This window comes from Cognatiluteimonas telluris (assembly GCF_011320095.1).
GTDB lineage: Bacteria > Pseudomonadota > Gammaproteobacteria > Xanthomonadales > Xanthomonadaceae > Cognatiluteimonas > Cognatiluteimonas telluris.
Genome location: NZ_JAANOY010000034.1, coordinates 1 through 19,628 on the forward strand (window position 1 = coordinate 1; position 19,628 = coordinate 19,628).

Here is a 19,628-nt window from a genome sequence, read left to right on the forward strand (position 1 = left end):
TCCGAGAAATCGGGGGCACTCCAACCTGACCCCGTTACTTCACGCGGGCTTTTGCTTTCCAGAAGGCGGGCCAAGGCCCGCCCTACGGTCACGCTTAGGGCGGGTTTTAACCCGCCTTACGCGGGTTACGGTCACGCTTAGGGCGGGTTTTAACCCGCCTTACGCGGGTTCATCACACGGCTTGTCTACAAAGACTTGAATAGCGCCCTTAAATCCAAGGATCGTCGCGGTGGGGTAGATGTATCCGACAAACTCATCTCTTTTCCAGGTGGTTGAACCAAAACTTTTTTTGCCCATTTCATCAAGTGACGAAAGAAACGCCGCATTGGCCGCACTCGTCCTGTTGCCAGCCGACCAAGCGGTTGCAATCTACCACAACGAAACGTCAACTTTATAAGGCGGCATTGCATGAACCGCGCAGGCGACAGCAGCTCCGACAAAAAGCGAAATCCCTACCAATAAAAATTTCTTCATGGCCCATCCTTGTTTATTGTCACCGGCCTTGGATCCACAATTGGCGCGTGAGGTCCAAGTAGCGTCCTTCGCTTCTGAATAACTTGGTTATAGATTTCTAAGGAATAAGCCTCCGCTTGGTATCGCGATAATGGGTCAAGCTGTCCATGCAATATGAAATCTCTGGTTAATCCCATCTTCTGATCGCCGAGCATTTCAATTACTCGCGTATATGCATATGCCTTTTGCGGATTTGCTTCTGACTTGGAGCCGGCGTAATAGCCCGCCATCCCCAGCAGTGCATACGTAGTTCCCCTTGCAGCTTGATCCAAGAGTTTTGACTCTGCTTTTGGATCCTTCCTAAGCATTAAGTTGCGTTGATTCAAGAAGACTTCCGCAACTTTGTCGCCCATACGGGCTGCTTGCTCCAAGGCGGCATCCGACGCAGTTGTATAGGTTTCTACTTGTTCTTTTGTGGGGTAGCCGTTTCGATCCAACCAAGCCTGTTCGGCGCGGCTTTGCGGTCCAAAAAAGTCATCATCCAGGCTTGTACCTTTTCGGCTTTTCCTGATGCCAGGAAAGGGGTCCGACGGCAGTTTCGACCGGCCGCTCTGTTGGTTTATTTGCGGCCCCTGCGTGTTACCGAATTGAGGTGTAACGTCGACCTCATCAGGATCTGCAGCAGAGCTTACGAAAAGATGCTGGTTGCTTGTCGCAGTTAAAAGTAGGCCTGCGGCTAGCAGAATGGCTATAACAACGCACGCAACTGCTGGCTTGCTGACTTCCATTCTCTCTTGCTCCAGTTCCCATGATCAGGGAGTGGCGGAGTCTACCGAGATTCACGCAGAGTTCACAAGCGGCCCACACGACGGCCGCGGCATCAGTGCAACGCGAAACCCGGGTCAGAGTGGACTTTCCTAAAGCTTCACGCGATTGAATAAGGGCGACTCTGACCCCTGTTTTTAAACGTCAACATGCCTACGGGTCCGGCCGCTTCCGTCGCGCGATAGAAGCGCAATTGGGTCGATCCGCTGGCCCTCAAAAGATCGGGCGCCCGCGGAAGGTTGATGCGATTGAATAAAGCCGACTCTGACCCCTGTTTTCAAAGGCCCGCCCTACGGTCACGCTTAGGGCGGGTTTTAACCCGCCCTAAGCGGGTTAAAACCCGGGCCACTCCAGGTTCACTTATTGAGGAAGTGAACCTGACCCCGTTCTTTGAGGCGCTCCACTCCGTCCCCTTTGATCGGGCTTAATTACCTCCGTCCCCTTTGACCCCGATCCGCTGGCCCTCAAAAGATCGGGCGGCCGCGGAAGGTTAAAGCGATTGAATAAAGGCGACTCTGACCCTGTTTTCACGATCAAACAACAAGCCCGCCATTTGGCGGGCTTGTTCGTTGTCCAAGGCAGGAAGTGAACCTGACCCCGTTAGCTCCGGTTGCGCGGTATGCCCAGCTCGCGAGCGACCACTGCGGCCGGTTTGGCGCCGGTTTGCAGCAAACGCACGGCTTCGCGCTTGAAATCCGCGGTAAACGTCTGACGCTTGGTCATCGAACACCTCCTCCCGTGGGATTGTCCCCACTTTGTGGTGTCCGAGAAACTAGGGGTGGCTCACTCTGACCCCGTTAGCTCTTTTCTGACTCCTATTTTTCGCCTATTTTTCTTCCGTCAATTGCAAGCCGCGAAGTGCTTATCCCCCACGATCTTGTATTCATCAAAATCCGACGATTCGAAGTTCACTCCATTGCCCCGCAATAGACTACGAAAGTCAAAGCTCTCTGATCTCGGAACATATATTCCGACTACTCCAACTGGCGCAGAATAATGGAACATTAGGTGCGGACTTCGATCAAACACAATCCATGCGTCATTATGCAAAGCAGAAATCACGACACTCGAAAACCGTGCATGTTCGGCGCGACCAACCAAGTCCTGTCCACACCGCCGGGGGAAAGCCAGCGCAAAGTCACGGCCCGCATACATGCAAGTGTGTTTTGAACTACCACATTCGACTAAAGACTCGACTCTCTCATCCGGCCACTTCAATGTGTGATGCGCTAAGTTCAATTCAATCGACTTCCCATCATGCGATGAGAACTTCACTCGACCCCCTATCTTTTCAGGGCTACTAGTGCAACTCACCAACAACGAGACGGCCAACAACTTCAGCCCCAACCTCCAGTTTTTTCGATACAAATTCATTGGCATCCACTTGCGATCGCGCAGTTAAATGGGGCGCTCACAGACTGCGCCATCGCTTCGCCCGTGGAACTTGTCGGCTGTTCTCGTTTCCAGAACTCTGGGCCAGGCTGGGTCGTAGCGGGATATCTGTCGGATAGATCCATGCCGAAATGAGTTTCGTGAGCAAGCTCGTGGAAGATCAAAGTGTTATCGCCAACTTGCGCAGCGAGACCCCGTGACGTCGCTCCTCCTTCGTACGAAGTTACGGCTTGTGGGTTTAGTCCAGAATTACCATGCATTCCGGATGCATTCCATTCGCCCGATGTACCTCCACCTGCGCCACCATTGTTGAACTGCTCATTAGTCACACGGAAGTGCGTGCCATTCCAGACTGACTTGATTTCCCGGCCTGTCATAGAGCCAATGGTTTTGCCATTGCGGTCGTGGATTTGGATATGAGATTTGTCGTTGAGCTTGTTGATCGCGCCATCGTACTTATTGAGCACAGCCTCCAGTCGTTTACCAGCTGCAATTCCCGCCTTGCCGGTGCTCGAATCAACGCTAACCATGCATGAGCCATTTTTGTAATGGTCAGCGCATCGGCCATCCGGGTCTGTAAAGCTATAAGGATTGTTGTTGGCGTACCAATAGCGATTGAAGTTCGCTCCCGTGCTGCCGTTTGCCGTAACCGGATCAACGCTCAAGAACCGCCCAATCCCCGGATCGTAATAGCGCTGCTGCATATAATCGAGCCCGGTCTGCGCATCCTCCACGTGCCCGGCATACCCCGGCCCGTCCCGCAGCGGGCGGTTGAGCACCTTGCCGTAGGGTTCGTATTCGCTGGTCTCCAGCATCGTCCCCGGCCCGTTGGTCACCGCGACCGGGCTGCCCAGCGCGTCGGTGAACTGATAGCGGTTGGCCATCGTGCCGGCGGCCGTGTTGAACACGCGCTCGTTGACCAGGCTCCCGGCGAAGTAGACGTACTCGGTCGCCGTCCCGTTGCGGCTGTTGGACTGGTACAGCAACTGTCCGTCGCGTGAGTATTGCGACAGGATCTCGCCTGCAGGACTGGAGGCGAACACACGCCGGCCAAGGCCGTCGTAGCGGTACGACTCCACCGCTCCGCCGGCATAGACCACCGACCGCAGGCGGTTGCCGAAGTCGAAGGCATAGCTGGTGCCATTGTGGTTGGCGACGTTGCCCTGGGCGTCGTAGCCAAGACCCTCCATGGAGGGTCCGGTGCAACCGCCGCTGGCGAGGTTGGTCAGCCGCCAGTGCTCGTCGTAGCAGTAGGACAGGTCCCGGCCCGGGGCGACGACGTGGGTCAGGTTGTCCAGCACGTCGTACTGGTAGGTCACGGTGTTGTCGGCCACCCCGGCATAGAGGGGCGACTGCACCGCGACCAGCCGGCCGAGGTTGTCATAGCTCATGGTCCGGTCGCCGATCGGGCGGCCGCCGCGTTCGGCGCTCGTGCGCCCGTCACTGATCGCCACGACATTGCCCTCGACGTCGTAGTCGTAGCTGTCGTCATGCACCGTCAACCCGCTGTTGTCGTGGTCACGGCTGCGATCGGCCAGGCCGCGCGCGTTCAGGGTCAGGTCGTGGCGCACCCCATTTCCATAGGAAAAATGCGCGAGCGTCCCGTTCGGGAAATAGCGTGCATCCCATGCGTCAGGATTGGAGGCGCCCTCGACGCCCGCGCGTGTCGATCGCCCGAGCGCATCGGGAATGAAATCCAGGATGCTCGACGTGGGGTATGCCTGGTTGGACAGGTGCCCGTTGGTGTCGTAGCCGTAACTGATCGTCCACGGGTCCGATCCCGGCTGCGTCATGGTCTCGCTGGCCAGCAGGCGACGGTGGAGATAGATGTAGCTGTTGACGACCGGGGTGCCGTGGTCGGCGCTGTTGTAGGTGGTGATGGTCTTGGGCAGCCCGTCGCGGGTGTAGGTCCACACCTGGTCTCCGAGCCCGTCGGGAAACGAGAGTGCGGTCAGGCGGTTACGGGCGTCGTAGCTGCGGGTGCTGCGGCGGGCGAGGATGTCGGCGGTGTCGCCCTGCGCGTCGCAGGCGGTGGTGTCGGGCAGGCCCGCCGCCGACCAGGCGAGGTTGCCGGCGCCGTCATACCCCACCAGCGTGGCGCCGGTCTCCGGCTCGACGGATTTGCACACCTGCTGGTAGCCGTCGTAGACGTAGCTGCGGGTTTCACTGACGGCATTGGCCTGGTCGTGGCGGGTGATCGCCAGGGGCTTGCCGAACACGTCGCGGGCGATGGTGGTGTCGGCCTCGCTCGGCGTGCTGTTGGCCGCCTGGATGTCCACCGGCAAGCTGGTGTCCGGCTGGTCCAGGGCCATATAGCGGGTATAGGTGCGGTTCAAGCCCGGGCTGGCCACCCTTGTCATGAAGCCATCGAGGTAAGCGGTGGATGTCTTCAGCACGCCCAGCTCGGAATCCTGCTGGACCTGGGTCACGCGGCCGAGCGCGTCGTACAAGGTGCTGACGCCGGTCAGCGCGTCATTGGTATAGCCGCCAGCCAGGGAACGGATCGGATAAGACTGGAACGAGGGATGCCCCATCACGTCATATCGCTTCACGACCGTGCTGCGCGTGCCGTCGACGTCGCTGTTGTCCTGCTGCACCTCCACCACGGGCCGCCACATGGCGTCGTAATAGGTCGTCTTCTGCGCCTTGCCGGTGATCTCGTTGCGCATCCAGTGGCCAGCACCGAGGCCGTACTGGCCCACGGACTGCTGCGTGTAGGTGATGTTGGTGTCGTTCCAGTCGACGGCGTCGCCGGCGGCGTAACGGACCTGGACCAGCCGCCCCATGGCGTCGTAGCCATAGCCGGTCAAAAAGCCGTATTCGTCCTGGACCGAAGTGATCCAGCCGTTATCGTTCACTGCGGCCGACACGTGGAAGCCGTCGGCATAGGTGATCGTCTGCGGGATGCCGCGATCCCAGTTGCTCAGCGTGGTCGTGTTGCCGCTACCGTCGGTCACGGTCTTCAGCGTGCCGCGCTGGCCGGTCGATACCGCGGAAGTGAAGTCGTAAGTCGACGTCTTCTGCAGCTTGCCGAAGACCTTGCTGGTCAGCGGCAGTGCGTAGGTCGGGTCATAGGTCGTCTGCGACATCACCGTGCCGGACGTGCCGCAGCCCGACGGCAGCGGCGTCGTCGGCCATACACACTTGACCTGCGTCACCAGGCCCAGGACCCAGGCGCTGGTGTTGTCGGCATACGTGGTGAACTCCGTGCGCTTGTAGCCGAGCGAGCTCGATTTGACGACATACCTTGGACGCACCATGGAATCGAAACACGCGCTCGAATTGCTGTTGCAGCTTGCGGGCACCTCCCAGGTGAAAGACTCTCCCTGCTGCTGCACCACGGATCGGGTGAGCGGGCGGTTGTAAGCGTCGCGGCCGCGGACCGCTTCATAGTTCAACGGCTCGCCCATCCAGTCCGGGAACGGCGCCAGCGCGGCTTCGGCCGTCGTGATGTAGGTGTTGTCCTGCCGCCGCAGCACGCTTCCCGAGGCGGTGCGCACTTCGCGACTGAGCAACTGGCCCTCGTTGGCCATGGCATCGGTGCCGAACACCGACACGTCGGTGCTGCCATCCGGACGCACGACCGTCATGGTGCGGGTGCCATTGATCGGATCGCCGATCCCCGGGCGCAATTGATAGGCATCGTGGTGCTGGTATTGCCAGGCTTGGGTGGCGAGTCCCGCGCCGCTCAGGGTCTTGGTCTGCACTGCGAGCACGTCGAACCGCAGCGGCCTGCTGGGCTCCATGTCACGCCAACTCGGCGGCGTGCCCGGGGGGTTCATGGCCGTTCCGCACTCGCCAAGCGAACCGCTCAGATTGGTACGGAACAGGCGGTTGTACCCCAGGTGGAACACGCCGCGCGCCCCCGACGGGGTGACCATCACAAGATCCGCTTCATTCCCGGCCAGGCGACGCATCCGCTGGCATGGGAAGGCGTCGTCGAAGGGATCCGCACTCAGCAGGGGCACGAAGCGCGGCAAATCGACTACAGCGCTGGTTGAGTAGCCCCAACCACTGCCGTCAGGCAGGATCACCGTTGAAAGCAGGCCGTCGTCATAGCTGTAGTGAACCGTCTGGGGGCCGGCCGTTGCCGAGGTCACCTGCCCACCGGCGTTGTAAGCCAGGGTGATCGACCGCCCATCGCTGGCTACGATGCTTGTCAGCTTGAGGCCGTCAGTACGAGTTTGCTCGTAGGTGTAGGTGACGTAATTGCCGAACCGGTCCTGGATGCGGGTCGGATACAGGCGATAGGTGCGGCGGTTCATATCCGCCGTGATTCGCCGCACGAAACCGGTGCTATCGTGCATGAAGCCGCTTCCATGCATCGGGCGATCGGCATGGCTCACCATCCAGTCGAACCAGTACCTCGTCCCGTCCGGCGCAATGCCGAGGAAGCCATGGCCGGGCTGGCCGCTCTTCAGTCCATACAGGCAGCCGAAGTGCCACTGCGACGCCGTGGTGAGCGCGGTCCAGCTTCCTGACGGCATCGGCAAGGCATTGCCGGCAGCGCCATAAAGGAGCTGCTGCTCGCCTGCACCCGGCAGGCTGAGCTGGATGCCGTTCCAGAACGAATAGCTCGAGAAGTAGACGTATAATTTGATCCCGACGTCGCGCGGGCGGAACTGCTCATAGCTCGTTGGGCCTGAACAACGGGAGTTCGGATAGGTGGTATTGACCACCCACCCGTCGTTCTCCGAATAGGTACCCGTGAGATAAGGCAGGTCCAGCTCCCACTCGCCGAACGGGTATCCGCGCCAGAGATTGAGGTCCGCAAGGAAGCCCGGCGACTTGTTGCCGTCGACCACCAGCCGCCGGGTGAGGTTGACCGGCAGGCTGTCGTTGCCCGGCAACGCCAGGTCGGTCTGCGAGAAGGCGATGCCGCCGGTGTAGGTGTTGATCTCTTCACCAAAAAGATCCGGCCCCAGCGCGGTGATGCCGGATGCGTGCTTCTGCGGCCCGAGCACCTGCTCGCCGTAGGCGATCGATCCGGTGTCCGCCGAACTGGTGCCGTCGCCGATCAGGGTGGCGGTCTGCATCGTGGTGGTGGTCGTCAACGATGCATCGGCCGTCGGATCGGTCGTCGGATCGGTCGTCTGATCGGTCGTCGAATCGGCCGTCTGGTCGGTCGAATCGGACATCGCCGGATCGACCGATGGCGCCGGCACGTAGTCGCCCACGCCGTCGGTCGTCGAGGGGTCGGTGACCTGCGCCGGGTCTGTCGTGGTCGGGACGGACGTACTTGCGTCCGTCGCCGGGTCGACGTCGTCGATCGCGGCGCTTGCAACGTGCGGTAACGCCACCAGTGCGAGGAACGAAAACGACAGGACGAATCCCGCCGTGCGGATACGACGCTTGAACGACAACCCCATGACGCTTCCCCGAGAGTGGATGACCCCACCTCGCCGTCGTCCACATGGGCAGCACGCGCGCGCCATCGCCGCCGCGGGCAAGCGCGGCGGCGATGGTCCTGTCGCGGTGCCAGCCCCCTCCCCAGGCGGAACCATGGTCACGGTTCCGATGCGACGGGCTTGGCAGGGCGCGAAGATTAACCCGCATGCCGCCCGGATTCACCGGCGATGCGTCGATTTTTTTCCTTGCCCGGCGGCGGCGCCTGTGCTTGGACTGCGCAGGCCGGTCACGCGTGCCGTGCCAGCCGCCATTGCAGGTGGGAGCGCACGGCCGGCCACTCGGTGTCGAGGATCGAGAACACGACGGTATCGCGCACGCTGCCGTCGGCATGCCGGCGATGGTTGCGCAGGACGCCGTCCTGCCTGGCGCCCAGGCGGGCGATCGCGGCGCGCGAGGCGTGGTTGAACCAGCTGGTCTCCAGCACCACGGCAATGCAGCCCATGGCCTCGAAGGCGTGCCCGAGCAACAGCGTCTTGGCCTCGGTGTTGATACCGGTGCGCTGCGCACGTTGTGCGAGCCAGGTGTAACCGATGCTCAGCCGTGGCACGCCGCGGTCGATGTCGTAATAGCGGGTGCTGCCCACGATGCCGCCATCGGCATCGCGCACGGCGAACGCCATGGCCGCGCCACGGGCCTGCTGGGCGAGGGCCTCGGCGATGTAGTCGTCCATGGCGTCCGGCGTGGGGACGCTGGTGTACCACTCACGCCACAGCGCGCCGTCGGCCGCCGCCAGCCGCAGTGCCTCGGCGTCACCGGGTTGCAGCGGCGTCAGTACGACATGGCGGCCACGCAACGTGGGCACGGGGGAAGGATCGGCTGTCATTGGGGTCCGGTGGCATCACGCCCGACGGCGCCGGCGAAGGATAAGGCCGGCCACGCGGGTTTGCCCTGCGCGACCGGCTCAGCGCGCTTCGGAGGCGAGGTAGGGCGTGACCGAGACGCGGATGCGCAGGCGGTTGCCAGGATCCACGGCCAGCCGGGACCGGTATTTCATGCCGCGGTAGATGTAGTCGACGTCGTAGGCGATCGGCCGGCGGTATTCGCGCTGGACATTGACCGTCCGGCAACCGGGGCGGGAGCCGTGCGCGATCTGGCGGTCCTCGGGCGTCAGCGCATCGCGGACCTTGCCGACCAGGCGCGAGATGCCCTTGGACGGGACCACCGACGGCGCGGCGTCGTCATCGCAGCGCTCCTCGACGCTGGTCGCGTTGAGGGTCTGGAACACCGGCTCGACCCGCAGCACGCGTGCGTAGTCGACGCGCACGTTCTCCACCTGCAGCACGGTCTCCTGCGCCATCGCGGGCAGGCAGGACGCGGCGAGCGGCAGCGCGCACGACATCAGCAGGGACAGGTGCCGGCAGGTCATCGGTGCGAGTGTAAGCGGTGGCGGGTGGCAGGGGCTGAATCAGCGCTGTCGTCGCACATGCGCGCCCGCTAGAATCGCCTTCCGAAGATCATTCCGGCCGCCTGTCGCGATGAGCCTGCACCTGTACAACAGCCTGACGCGGCGGCTCGAGCCGTTCGTGCCGCTGGACCCGGCCTGCCCAACGATGTACCTGTGCGGGCCGACGGTCTACAACTACGTGCACATCGGCAATGCGCGCGGGCCGGTGGTGTTCGGCGTGCTTGCCGACCTGCTGCGGCGGCGTTTCGGCGCGTTGCGCTATGCACGCAACATCACCGATGTCGACGACAAGATCAACGCCGCGGCCCAGGCGATCAAAGCGCCGATCGCCACCATCACCGATCGCTTCACCGCCGCCTACCGCGAGGACATGGCGGCGCTCCGCGTCGCCGCGCCGGACCTGGAGCCTGCGGCGACCGCCCACATCGGCCCGATCATCATGATGATCGAACAGCTGATCGCCACCGGGCATGCCTATGCTGCCGAAGGCCATGTGCTGTTTTCTGTCGCCAGCTTCGACAACTATGGCGCGCTGTCGCGCCGCGACACCGATGAAATGCTCGCCGGCGCACGGGTGGACGTCGCACCCTACAAGCGCGATCCCGGCGACTTCGTGCTGTGGAAGCCTTCGACGGACGCTCTCCCGGGCTGGGAGTCGCCCTGGGGTCGGGGCCGCCCCGGCTGGCACATCGAGTGCTCGGCGATGGCCGCCACGCACCTGGGCGACACCATCGACATCCACGCCGGCGGCATCGACCTGATGTTCCCGCACCACGAGAACGAGATCGCGCAGAGCCAGTGCGCGCATGGCGGCCGCATCTTCGCGCGCTGGTGGCTGCACAACGGCATGCTCAATTTCGGCGGCGCGAAGATGTCCAAGTCGCTGGGCAACATCGAGAAGGTGCACGACCTGGTGCGCGCGCATCCGCCCGAGGCGCTGCGGCTGGCCTTGCTGTCGGCGCATTACCGGCAGCCGCTGGAATGGTCGGATGCGCTGATCGAACAGTCGCGGCGCACGCTCGATCGCCTGTACGGGACGCTGCGCGATCTGGCCGACGTCGATGCGCAGGCGGTCATTCCGGCAACGATCGAGGCGGCGCTGGACGACGACCTGAACACGCCGCAGGCGCTGTCGGAGATCGCGCGCATTGCGGGCGACGCGCGAAGGGCAACCCAGCCCGCCGAGCGCGAGCGGCTGAAATCGGAGCTGCTCGGTGCCGGGCTCGCACTGGGCCTGCTGCAGCAGGCGCCGGGCGCGTGGTTCGGCCATGGCGGCGACGGCGACGACGATGCGCGCATCCAGGCGTTGATCGACGCGCGCACGCAGGCCAAGCAGGCGCGTGACTTCGCCCACGCCGACGCCATCCGCGACCAGCTTGCCGGCGAAGGCATCCTGCTGGAGGACACGCCCGCCGGCGTGCGCTGGAAACGGGCATGAGCGCCTTCACCCAATCGTTTCCGATGGAACCGACCGCGGCATTGGCGCAGGCGGCGATCGCCGAGGAGTTCGCGTTCTTCGGCGACTGGTCGGAGCGCTACCAGTACCTGATCGACCTTGGCCGCAAATTGCCGGCGTTTCCAGACGCATGGAAAACCGAGGAGCACCGGCTGCTCGGCTGCCAGTCGATGGTGTGGATCGTGGCGTCGGGTGGCGGTTCCAGACTCGACTTCGCCGCGACCAGCGATTCGGCGATCGTGTCCGGGCTGGTCTTCCTCGCCCTGCGCGTGTATTCCGGTCGCCCCGCGCAGGAGATCCTCGCCACCGAGCCGGCCTACATCCAGGCGATCGGGCTGGCCAAGCACCTGTCGCCCACGCGCAACAACGGCCTGGCGGCGCTGCTGGACTTCATCCAGGACACCGCCAGGCAGGCAGCGTGAGCGCGGCGCCGCCCGGGATGTCGCCCCTGCGCAGCGGCGGCTTCCTGGTGTTGCTGGCCTATCGCATCTTCGCGATCCTGTCGTACCAGATCGTCGCGGTCACCGTCGGCTGGCACATTTACCAGATCACGCACGATCCGCTGGCGCTGGGGCTGGTGGGACTGGCCGAAGTGATCCCGTATTTCTGCGTCGCGCCGTTTGCCGGCTACCTCGTCGACCACCTGCCGCGTCGCAAGCTCGGCATGGTGGCGTGCGCGGGCCTGGCGGTGACGGCCTGGATCCTGATGGCGATCGCCGTCGGCTGGCTGCCGTCGACCGGCACCACGCTGATCTACGGCGCGATCGCGCTCACCGGCACGGTGCGTGCGTTCCTGACCCCGATCTACAACGCGCTGTTCGCGCGCGTGCTGCCGCGCGGACACTTCGCCCGTGGCGCGGGCGTCGGCAGCGTGGTGTTCCAGCTCGGACTGATCGTCGGTCCCGCGGTGGGTGGCCTGATCGTCGGCGTGTCGGGCAAGGGCGCCTCGTATGCCACCGCCGGCGTGCTCGCACTGGCCGCGCTGGTGGCGCTGGCGTTGCTGCGCGTCGACGAGCCGCGCGCGGCGGCAGCGCGTACGCCGGTGTTCGCGAGCATCCATGAAGGACTGCGGTTCGTGTTCGGTCACCAGGTCCTGCTGGGCGCACTGGCGCTGGACATGTTCTCGGTGCTGTTCGGCGGCGCGGTGGCGCTGCTGCCGGCCTTCATCAAGGACATCCTGCACGAAGGCCCGGAAGCGCTCGGCATCCTGCGCGCGGCGCCGGCGGTCGGCGCGGTGCTGGTGGGGTTGTGGTTCTCGCGACGGCCACCGGAACTCAACGCCGGGCGTCTGCTGCTCGCGGCGGTCGCCGGGTTCGGCGTCTGCATCATCGCCTTCGCGCTGTCGACGCAGCTGTGGCTGTCGGCAGCGCTGCTGTTCGCCTCCGGCCTGTGCGACGGCGTCTCGGTGGTGATCCGCTCGACGATCCTGCAACTCGCCACGCCCGACGCCATGCGCGGGCGCGTGTCGGCGATCAACGGCATCTTCATCGGCTCCTCGAACGAACTGGGCGCCTTCGAGTCGGGCCTGGCGGCCAAGCTGCTGGGCCTGGTGCCCTCGGTGATCTTCGGCGGCTGCATGACCCTGGGCGTGGTCGCGGCGACGGCACGCTTCGCACCGAAACTGCGCCGGCTGGACCTGCGCGAACTGCACTGAGCCACTGTCCCGGAAAGCGAAGCGGCGTAGCCCGGGTAAGCGTGGGGCATCCGGCCTTTTCCATCCCGACACGCGCCAGGCACGTGCCGCGCCCTTGCGCAGCTTGCGGGCATCCGGCAACGGCCTGCCCCCAGTGCAGCGGTGGGCTCTGCGTCCGGCTGCGACGAGATCGCGACCACGGCTGCTGAACCCTGAAGTTCATCGACTGGCATCCTGGGCCCCGGGTGCGCTGTGCTTGCCCGGACGACGCAACTGGGCGACGCCTGCTTCCGCGTGCGGCCCGGTCCCGGCGCTAGCGCCGCAAGCCCCTACCTGCGCGCTTTACACCAATGCCATCGTCGCCACCAGGGCGCTGCGGCATAGTGCACAGGCGTGCTTCGCGGCGTCCGGCAAGTGGGCGGACGCCATCGCCCGTGCAATGCCGCCCAACCCAAGGAGTCGCCCCATGGCACACAGCGATGCACCCCCGCCCGGGCCGGACCTGACGCTCGGCGTCCCGCTCTCGAGCATCCCCGCGGCCGGCGTGCTCGCCGGCCATGTCGATGGCATGCCGGTGCTGCTGGCGCGGCTGGACGACGGCCTGCATGCCGTCAGCGGCAGTTGCACGCACTACGGCGCGGCGCTGGCCGACGGCCTGGTCGTCGGCGAGGAGATCCGCTGCCCCTGGCACCACGCCTGTTTCAGCCTGCGCACCGGGGCGGCGTTGCGCGCACCGGCGTTTGCGCCGCTGGCGCGCTGGAAGGTCGAGATCGATGGCGACACCGTCTTCGTGCGCATTGAAGAGCACGCGCCGATCGCGCCGCCGCCACCCGCACTCGGCACGGCCGCGCGGATCGTCATCATCGGCGGCGGCGCGGCGGGCTTCGCGGCGGCGCAACGGCTGCGCACGCTCGGCTACGACGGTGCGCTGGCGATGCTCAGCGCCGATGACGCCCCGCCCTGCGACCGCCCGAACCTGTCCAAGGATTTCCTCGCCGGGACCGCGCCGGAGGACTGGATCCCGCTGCAGGGACCGGAGTTCTATGCCGAGCACGCCATCGACCTGCGCCTGCGCTGCGAAGTGGTGGCGATCCAGACCGGGACGCGCCACGTGGTGACCGCCAATGGGGAGCGCATCGGCTACGACCGCCTTCTCATTGCCACCGGCGCCGAACCGCGGGCGTTGCCCACGCCCGGTTTCAACCTGCCGAACGTCTTCGTGCTGCGCTCATTGTCCGATGCGCGCGCGATCATCGCCGCCTGCGAGGGCGCCCATCGCGTCGCCCTTGTCGGCGCGGGATTCATCGGCATGGAAGCCGCGGCCGCGCTGCGCGCCCGCGGGCTGGAGGTGCATGTCGTCGCGCCGGAGGCGATCCCGATGGAGCGCGTGCTCGGCCCTGAACTCGGCGAATTCATCACCCAGCTGCATCGCGACCACGGTGTGGTCTTCCACCTGCAGGCCAAGGTGCAGTCGTTCGATGGACGCACGCTGCTGCTGGACGACGGCGCGCGCGTGGGCGCCGACGTCGTCATCGTCGGCGCCGGCGTGGCGCCGCGCACCGCGCTGGCGGCCGCCGCCGGCATGACCGTCGACAACGGCATCCTGGTCGATGCGCAACTGCAGACATCGATTCCGGATCATTACGCCGCCGGCGATGTCGCGCGCTATCCGCACGGGGGCGGACACGTGCGCGTCGAGCACTGGGTGCATGCGCAGCGGCAAGGCCAGCTCGCCGCCGCCAACCTGCTCGGCGCCGCGCAGGCATTCACCGACGTGCCGTTCTTCTGGACCCATCACTACGGAATGGACCTGCGCTACACCGGCCATGGCCAAGGCTGGGACGAGGTGCGCATCGAAGGTTCGCTGGCCCACCAGGATTTCCTTGCCCGCTTCCATCGCAAGGGCGTGCTGGTGGCGGCCGCATCGCTCGGACGCGACCTGGCCAACCTCGACATCGAACGCACGCTGCAGTCCTGACCCGCAGCGCAGGCCATGGGCACCGCCTCGCAATCCACGACCGCCTTCGTGCTCGCCGGCGGCGGCAGCCTCGGCGCGGTGCAGGTGGGCATGCTCAAGGCGCTGGATCGCGGCGGCATGGTCGCCGATTTCGTCGTCGGCGCTTCGGTCGGTGCGATCAACGCCGCCTACTACGCCGCCAGCCCGGACGCCGCAGGCATCGCGCGGCTGGAACGCATCTGGCTGCGGCTGGGGCGCGCCGACATCTTTCCGTTCTCGGTGCTCGGCACGGCGCTGTGCCTGGCCGGGCGTCGCGACCACCTGGCCTTTCCGCAGCGCCTGCAGGCCTTGCTGGAAGCCGAACTCCCCTACCGGCGGCTCGAGAACGCGCGCCTGCCCTGCCATGTGGTGGCCACCGACCTGCTCGACGGCACCGAAGTCCGCTTGTCGTCGGGCGACGTTGCGCAGGCGCTGCTCGCGAGCGCGGCGATCCCGGCGGTGTTTCCGGCGGTGACCATCGATGGCCGGCCGCTGATGGACGGCGGCATCGCCAGCAACACCCCGATCGCGGCGGCGCATGCGCTCGGCGCGACGCGCGTGATCGTGCTGCCGACCGGCCTGCCGTGCGCGCTGAAGTCGCCTCCGCATGGTGCGATCGCGATCGCCCTGCATGCGCTGAACGTGCTGTCGATGCGGCAGCTGCTGGCCGACGTGGACCGCTTCGCCGGCCGCTGCGAACTGCTGGTCGTCCCGCCGCTGTGCCCCCTGGGCGTCAACACCTACGACTTCACCCGCACCGCCGAACTCATCCGCCGCGCGGACGCGGAGACCCACCTGTGGCTCGAAGGCGACCTGCGCGACCGTGATCCGCGCTGGGCGTTGGCGCCGCACCGGCATCGCGCGGTGTGAGTCGGGACCTCGAATTTCGATGGGGCCCGCCGGCATCCCGCAAGAAAAAAGCCCCGCGGTCGCGGGGCTTCACTGGATCGAGGCAGGCGGCGGTCAGTCGCCGATCTGCTTCTGCAGGTGCTCCCAGCGCTCCTGCTCGTCGATCGTGCGTTCGGCGGTCAGCCGCGCTTCCAGCCGCTCCAGGCCGATCTCTTCGCCCGAATCGACGCTGTAGCCGTATTCGCCCGAATCCACCCGCTTGAGCGTGCTGTCGATCTTGCCGATCAGCTTGCGATAACGGTCGCGGGTGCGCAGCTCGAGCGAATTCTCGGTTTCGCGCGTCGCGCGTTCGGCTTCGTCGCCGACATCGCGCACTTCGTCCTTGAGGTTTTCGATCGTCTGCTTGGATTCCTCGACCAGGTCGGCGCGCCACTGCAGCAGGCGCTGGCGGAAATATTCGACCTGCAGCGGGCCCATGTACTCCTCGTCCGGGCTCGGCCGGTACCCCTGCGGGACGATCGGGCGGCCGGTGTTGGGATCGGTCTTGTACGGCACGACCTTGACCTTGTCCTTGCGCACCGGTGCCGACGGTCGCGCCGCCACGGCAACGGCGACCTTGCCTGCCGGGCGCGGCGGGGTCGCCCCGCGCGCGGCGGTGGCTTCCTGCGCCAGCTGCCGGGCCACCGGCTTGGCGACGGGCTTGGCGGCCGGCCGTGGCGTCACATCGGCGCGGGCGGCCGTCGACGGCGGCTGCTTCGGCGTGTCGACCTTGACCGGTCCAGCCAGGGCGTCGCGGCCAATCGACTTGGCGGCCGGCGCCTTGGCCGACATCGCCTTGGCAGGCGCTGCCTTGTCCGCAGCGGTCTTCACCGGGGCCGGCCTGGCCGGCGCGGATTTCGCGGGCGCGGATTTCTTCGCCGGCGCAGCGCTCCTGGCCGGCTGCTTCTTCGGCGCGACGGATTTGCCCGCCTTGCCCACGGCCGGCTTGGTCGCTGCCGGCCTGGCGGACGATTTCGACACCGGCGCCTTGGCCACGGGCTTCTTCACGGCCGGCTTGGCCGGCGCCTTCTTCGGCGCGGATTTCGCCGCGGCCGGCTTGCGGGCAGCGGTCTTCGCGGCCGGGCTGGTCTTCTTCACGGCCTTGGCGGCCTTTTTCACTGGTTTTTTTACTGCCACGAGCGAGTAATCCTCTGAACTGCTGGACCGCCTGCCATACAAGCTGCTGTACGTGCCGCGGGAAAGATGCGTCTGGCGCGTCGCGCCGATACGCCGCGGGCTGGTGGTGCCGCAGCGGCGTTCAGTTCCCTTGAGCCGGGAAAGCGCGCTGTTATACCCTCTCGGGCCTACAGCGGCAACCGCGCGAGTCTGCGGCGTTGTCGCGTGCAAACATCGTGATCGATCGCCTTCTCATCCATCTGCTCCGGGGCTACAAACGCTGGCTCAGTCCCCTGCTGGGACCGCGCTGCCGGTTCGTGCCCACGTGTTCGGAGTACGCGATGACCGCCATCGCCCGCTTCGGCGCGCTCAAGGGCGGCTGGCTGGCGCTGCGCCGGATCGGTCGCTGCCATCCCCTGCATCCGGGCGGCCACGACCCGGTCCCACCCCCTTCCCACTGACAAGGCCCATCCGCATGCCCGATACCCTGATCGTCAATGCCCGCCTGGTGAACGAGGGCCGCGAGGTCGACGGCGACCTGCGCATCGCGCGCGGCCGGATCGCCGAGATCGGCAGCGGATTGTCGGCGCGCGAAGGCGAGCTCGTGGTCGATGCCGCCGGGCGCCGCCTGCTGCCGGGGATGATCGACGACCAGGTGCACTTCCGCGAGCCGGGGCTGGAATACAAGGCCGACATGGCGACCGAATCCGCGGCGGCCGTGGCCGGTGGCCTGACCACCTTCATGGACATGCCCAACACCACGCCGCCGACGCTGGATACGGCCGCGCTGGAAGACAAGTACCGCCGTGCCGCGGGGCGCGCGTGGGGCAACTACGGCTTCTACCATGGCGCCAGCAACGACAACCTCGACGCGATCCGTGCGCTCGACCCGCGCGCCGCGCCGGGCATCAAGGTGTTCATGGGCGCATCGACCGGCAACATGCTGGTCGACAATCCGGAAACGCTGGACGCGATCTTCCGCGACGCACCGACGCCGATCATCACCCACTGCGAAGACACCCCGACGATCGACGCCAACCTCGCCCGCTACAAGGCGCAGTACGGCGACGCGGTGTCGGTGGAGATGCATCCGGACATCCGCTCGCGCGAAGCCTGCATCAAGTCGACCGAGCTGGCGCTGTCGCTGGCCCGTCGCCATGGCACCCGGCTGCACGTGCTGCACATCAGCACCGCCGACGAGCTGGCGTTGTTCGAGCACGGCCCGCTGATCCGCGCCGACGGCTCGCGCAAGCAGATCACGGCCGAGACCTGCATCCACTTTTTGCGCTTCGACCGCAGCGACTACGCGCGGCTTGGAAACCTCATCAAGTGCAATCCGGCGATCAAGGAGGCAAGCGATCGCGAAGGGCTGATCCGTGCGCTGGTCGAAGATTCGATCGACGTGCTCGCCACCGACCACGCGCCGCATACGCTGGAGGAGAAATCGCGCCCCTACCTGCAGGCGCCGTCGGGCCTGCCGCTGGTGCAGTACGCGCTGAATGCGGCGCTGGAGCTGGTGCACGAAGGCCGCCTGACCAATGCCCAGGTGGTGCAGAAATTCGCGCATGCGCCGGCGCAGCTGTTCGACGTGCGCGAACGCGGCTTCCTGCGCGAAGGCTACTGGGCCGACCTGGTGCTCATCGACGACACGCCACTGACGGTGCGCCGCGAGGACGTGCTGTCCAAGGTCGGCTGGTCGCCATTCGAGGGCACGACCTTCCATGCGTCGATCGGCTCGACCTGGGTCAACGGCGTGCAGGTGTGGGATGGCCGGCGGCTGGCGGGCACGCCGCAGGGTCAGCGGCTGCAGTTCGATCGCTGATCGGGCGCGGCGCGGCGCGCGTGTGCGCCGCGCGGCCGCGGATCAGTCGCCGTTGCGCCCGCTGACGCGGGCCACGGCGTCGTGCGGATGCAGGCTCTCGAAATGGGCGACGCTGGCATCGAAGCGTTCGATCCGCGGATCCGACGCCAGCGCGGCGGCGATCCGGCGCGCGGCGTCCTCGCAGAACATCAGGTTCTCGGCATTGAGCTGGGCGAAGGCCTGCTCGTCCTCGCGCTTGACCGCAGTCTGCACCGGCGTGCCGAGGGCGGCTTCGATCAGGTCGACCAGCGCCACCACCGGCAGTTCATCGAAGGCCGGGCGCAGTTCGATCCGGACCTCGGCGCGGCTGCGCTGCGCGTGCGGGGTCGCGGCCAGGCCGCGCTCGGAGGCGAGCCAGTCGCGCACCACGTCGGTCGACAGCGGCCGTGCATTGGCGAAATCGCTGGCGAAACGTTCGGCATTGAGCTGGCGCGACAACGCCGCCGACGCCGGACACGTACTGGAATATTCGATCGACAGCGACAGTGCCAGTCGCAGGTGGCCGTCGCGCAGGGTCGCCTCGATCACCACCGGGTAACGCTTCCAGCCGCGATGGGCGCTGGCGAGCGCGGCACGCTGCAGCAGGTGGTCGTAGCGCAGCACGAGGCGCGCACTGGTGGACAGTCCCTGCTGGGACTCGACGAAGCCCTGCAGCACGCGGCGCAGGCCCGCGGGGGTGATGGTCTCGCTGGCGAACGCCTGCTGCAGTTGCAGGTAGAGGCGCGACATGTGGATGCCGCGCGCCTGCGGATCGTGCAGGTCCACGGCGACATCGGCCGAAGCGGCAACCTGCACCGCGCCACCGGCGGCATCGGCGATGCGCACCGGCAGCGCGATCTTCTCCATGCCCACCCAGTCCAGCGGCCGCGCGAGCAGCGCGGCGTCGTGGGCGACGTCGGGCAGCGGCAAAGGCGAGATGGGTGGCGACACGGCGGCGCCCCGGTCAGGAACAGGTGCGCATTGTAGCGGCCGGCTCCCGGTGCTGCCGTCAGCACCAGGCAACGCTGTGTCGCATCAGCCCCGCGCGGCGCGCCAGGCCAGGCGCAGCGCCGGCCATGGCGCCAGTGGCTGGGCACCCGCGCGGCCGGCCGCATGCCGGCGCAGGCGTGCCTGCAGCAGGGCGTCGAGGATCCTCACCGGCCTGCCGCCGGGGGGCACGGGCGGCCAGGTGCCAAGCAGTTTGGACGCCCAGGC

The 19,628-nt window shown here is 66.0% G+C and carries 14 protein-coding genes and 1 pseudogene; 7 read left to right on the plus strand and 8 right to left on the minus strand.

Annotation, left to right across the window (positions count from 1 at the left end; genetic code table 11):
* Positions 1 to 470: 470 nt before the first annotated feature.
* The 5 genes from G7B67_RS11705 to G7B67_RS11725 all read right to left on the minus strand — a co-directional run bounded on the left by G7B67_RS11705 (position 471) and on the right by G7B67_RS11725 (position 9,445).
* Positions 471 to 1,241 (minus strand): hypothetical protein, encoded by a 771-nt coding sequence (locus G7B67_RS11705; protein WP_166212628.1) that lies wholly within the window; start codon positions 1,239 to 1,241, stop codon positions 471 to 473.
* Between the two features lie 637 nt (positions 1,242 to 1,878).
* The gene (locus G7B67_RS11710; protein WP_166212631.1) at positions 1,879 to 2,001 is read right to left on the minus strand and encodes a transposase; all 123 of its coding nucleotides are present in this window, start codon (positions 1,999 to 2,001) and stop codon (positions 1,879 to 1,881) included.
* A gap of 647 nt (positions 2,002 to 2,648) precedes the next feature.
* Positions 2,649 to 8,039, minus strand: coding sequence for an RHS repeat domain-containing protein (locus G7B67_RS11715; protein WP_166212634.1), 5,391 nt, complete (start codon positions 8,037 to 8,039; stop codon positions 2,649 to 2,651).
* Between the two features lie 266 nt (positions 8,040 to 8,305).
* Complete coding sequence (locus G7B67_RS11720; RefSeq protein ID WP_166212637.1) at positions 8,306 to 8,902, minus strand: GNAT family N-acetyltransferase; 597 nt, start codon at positions 8,900 to 8,902, stop codon at positions 8,306 to 8,308.
* Positions 8,903 to 8,980: 78 nt separating this feature from the next.
* Positions 8,981 to 9,445: a hypothetical protein gene (locus G7B67_RS11725; protein WP_207780921.1), complete on the minus strand. Its 465-nt coding sequence runs from the start codon at positions 9,443 to 9,445 to the stop codon at positions 8,981 to 8,983.
* A gap of 109 nt (positions 9,446 to 9,554) precedes the next feature.
* Between G7B67_RS11725 and cysS the strand changes: the two genes are divergently transcribed.
* From cysS to G7B67_RS11750, 5 genes are all read left to right on the plus strand, one after another.
* Positions 9,555 to 10,922: a cysteine--tRNA ligase gene (gene cysS, locus G7B67_RS11730; protein ID WP_166212639.1), complete on the plus strand. Its 1,368-nt coding sequence runs from the start codon at positions 9,555 to 9,557 to the stop codon at positions 10,920 to 10,922.
* Positions 10,919 to 11,362, plus strand: a complete 444-nt coding sequence (locus G7B67_RS11735) for a SufE family protein (protein ID WP_166212642.1) — start codon at positions 10,919 to 10,921, stop codon at positions 11,360 to 11,362. The genes cysS and G7B67_RS11735 overlap by 4 nt, the downstream gene beginning before the upstream one ends.
* Before the next feature lie 17 nt (positions 11,363 to 11,379).
* Positions 11,380 to 12,594 carry an MFS transporter gene (locus tag G7B67_RS11740; protein WP_166212661.1) on the plus strand — a complete coding sequence of 405 codons (1,215 nt, stop codon included), beginning with the start codon at positions 11,380 to 11,382 and terminating at the stop codon, positions 12,592 to 12,594.
* Positions 12,595 to 13,039: 445 nt separating this feature from the next.
* On the plus strand, positions 13,040 to 14,551 hold the full coding sequence (locus tag G7B67_RS11745) for an FAD-dependent oxidoreductase (RefSeq protein WP_166212646.1): 1,512 nt from the start codon (positions 13,040 to 13,042) through the stop codon (positions 14,549 to 14,551).
* A 15-nt stretch (positions 14,552 to 14,566) separates the two neighbouring features.
* Positions 14,567 to 15,439, plus strand: coding sequence for a patatin-like phospholipase family protein (locus G7B67_RS11750; RefSeq protein WP_166212649.1), 873 nt, complete (start codon positions 14,567 to 14,569; stop codon positions 15,437 to 15,439).
* 93 nt (positions 15,440 to 15,532) lie between these two features.
* Here the strand turns inward: G7B67_RS11750 and dksA are convergent, their stop codons facing one another.
* Positions 15,533 to 16,594, minus strand: a complete 1,062-nt coding sequence (dksA, locus tag G7B67_RS11755; RefSeq protein WP_166212651.1) for an RNA polymerase-binding protein DksA — start codon at positions 16,592 to 16,594, stop codon at positions 15,533 to 15,535.
* A 215-nt stretch (positions 16,595 to 16,809) separates the two neighbouring features.
* On the opposite strand from dksA, the gene yidD reads away from it, so the two are divergent.
* Together yidD and G7B67_RS11765 are read left to right on the plus strand one after the other, a co-directional pair.
* Positions 16,810 to 17,034, plus strand: a complete 225-nt coding sequence (yidD, locus tag G7B67_RS11760) for a membrane protein insertion efficiency factor YidD (RefSeq protein WP_166212654.1) — start codon at positions 16,810 to 16,812, stop codon at positions 17,032 to 17,034.
* Positions 17,035 to 17,048: 14 nt separating this feature from the next.
* Positions 17,049 to 18,395, plus strand: coding sequence for a dihydroorotase (locus tag G7B67_RS11765; RefSeq protein WP_166212656.1), 1,347 nt, complete (start codon positions 17,049 to 17,051; stop codon positions 18,393 to 18,395).
* A gap of 42 nt (positions 18,396 to 18,437) precedes the next feature.
* Here G7B67_RS11765 and folE2 read toward each other — a convergent pair whose 3' ends face one another.
* Both folE2 and G7B67_RS13325 read right to left on the minus strand, forming a co-directional pair.
* Positions 18,438 to 19,364: a GTP cyclohydrolase FolE2 gene (gene folE2, locus G7B67_RS11770; protein WP_207780922.1), complete on the minus strand. Its 927-nt coding sequence runs from the start codon at positions 19,362 to 19,364 to the stop codon at positions 18,438 to 18,440.
* Positions 19,365 to 19,448: 84 nt separating this feature from the next.
* Positions 19,449 to 19,628: pseudogene (locus G7B67_RS13325) on the minus strand (phytoene/squalene synthase family protein); the annotation flags it as partial.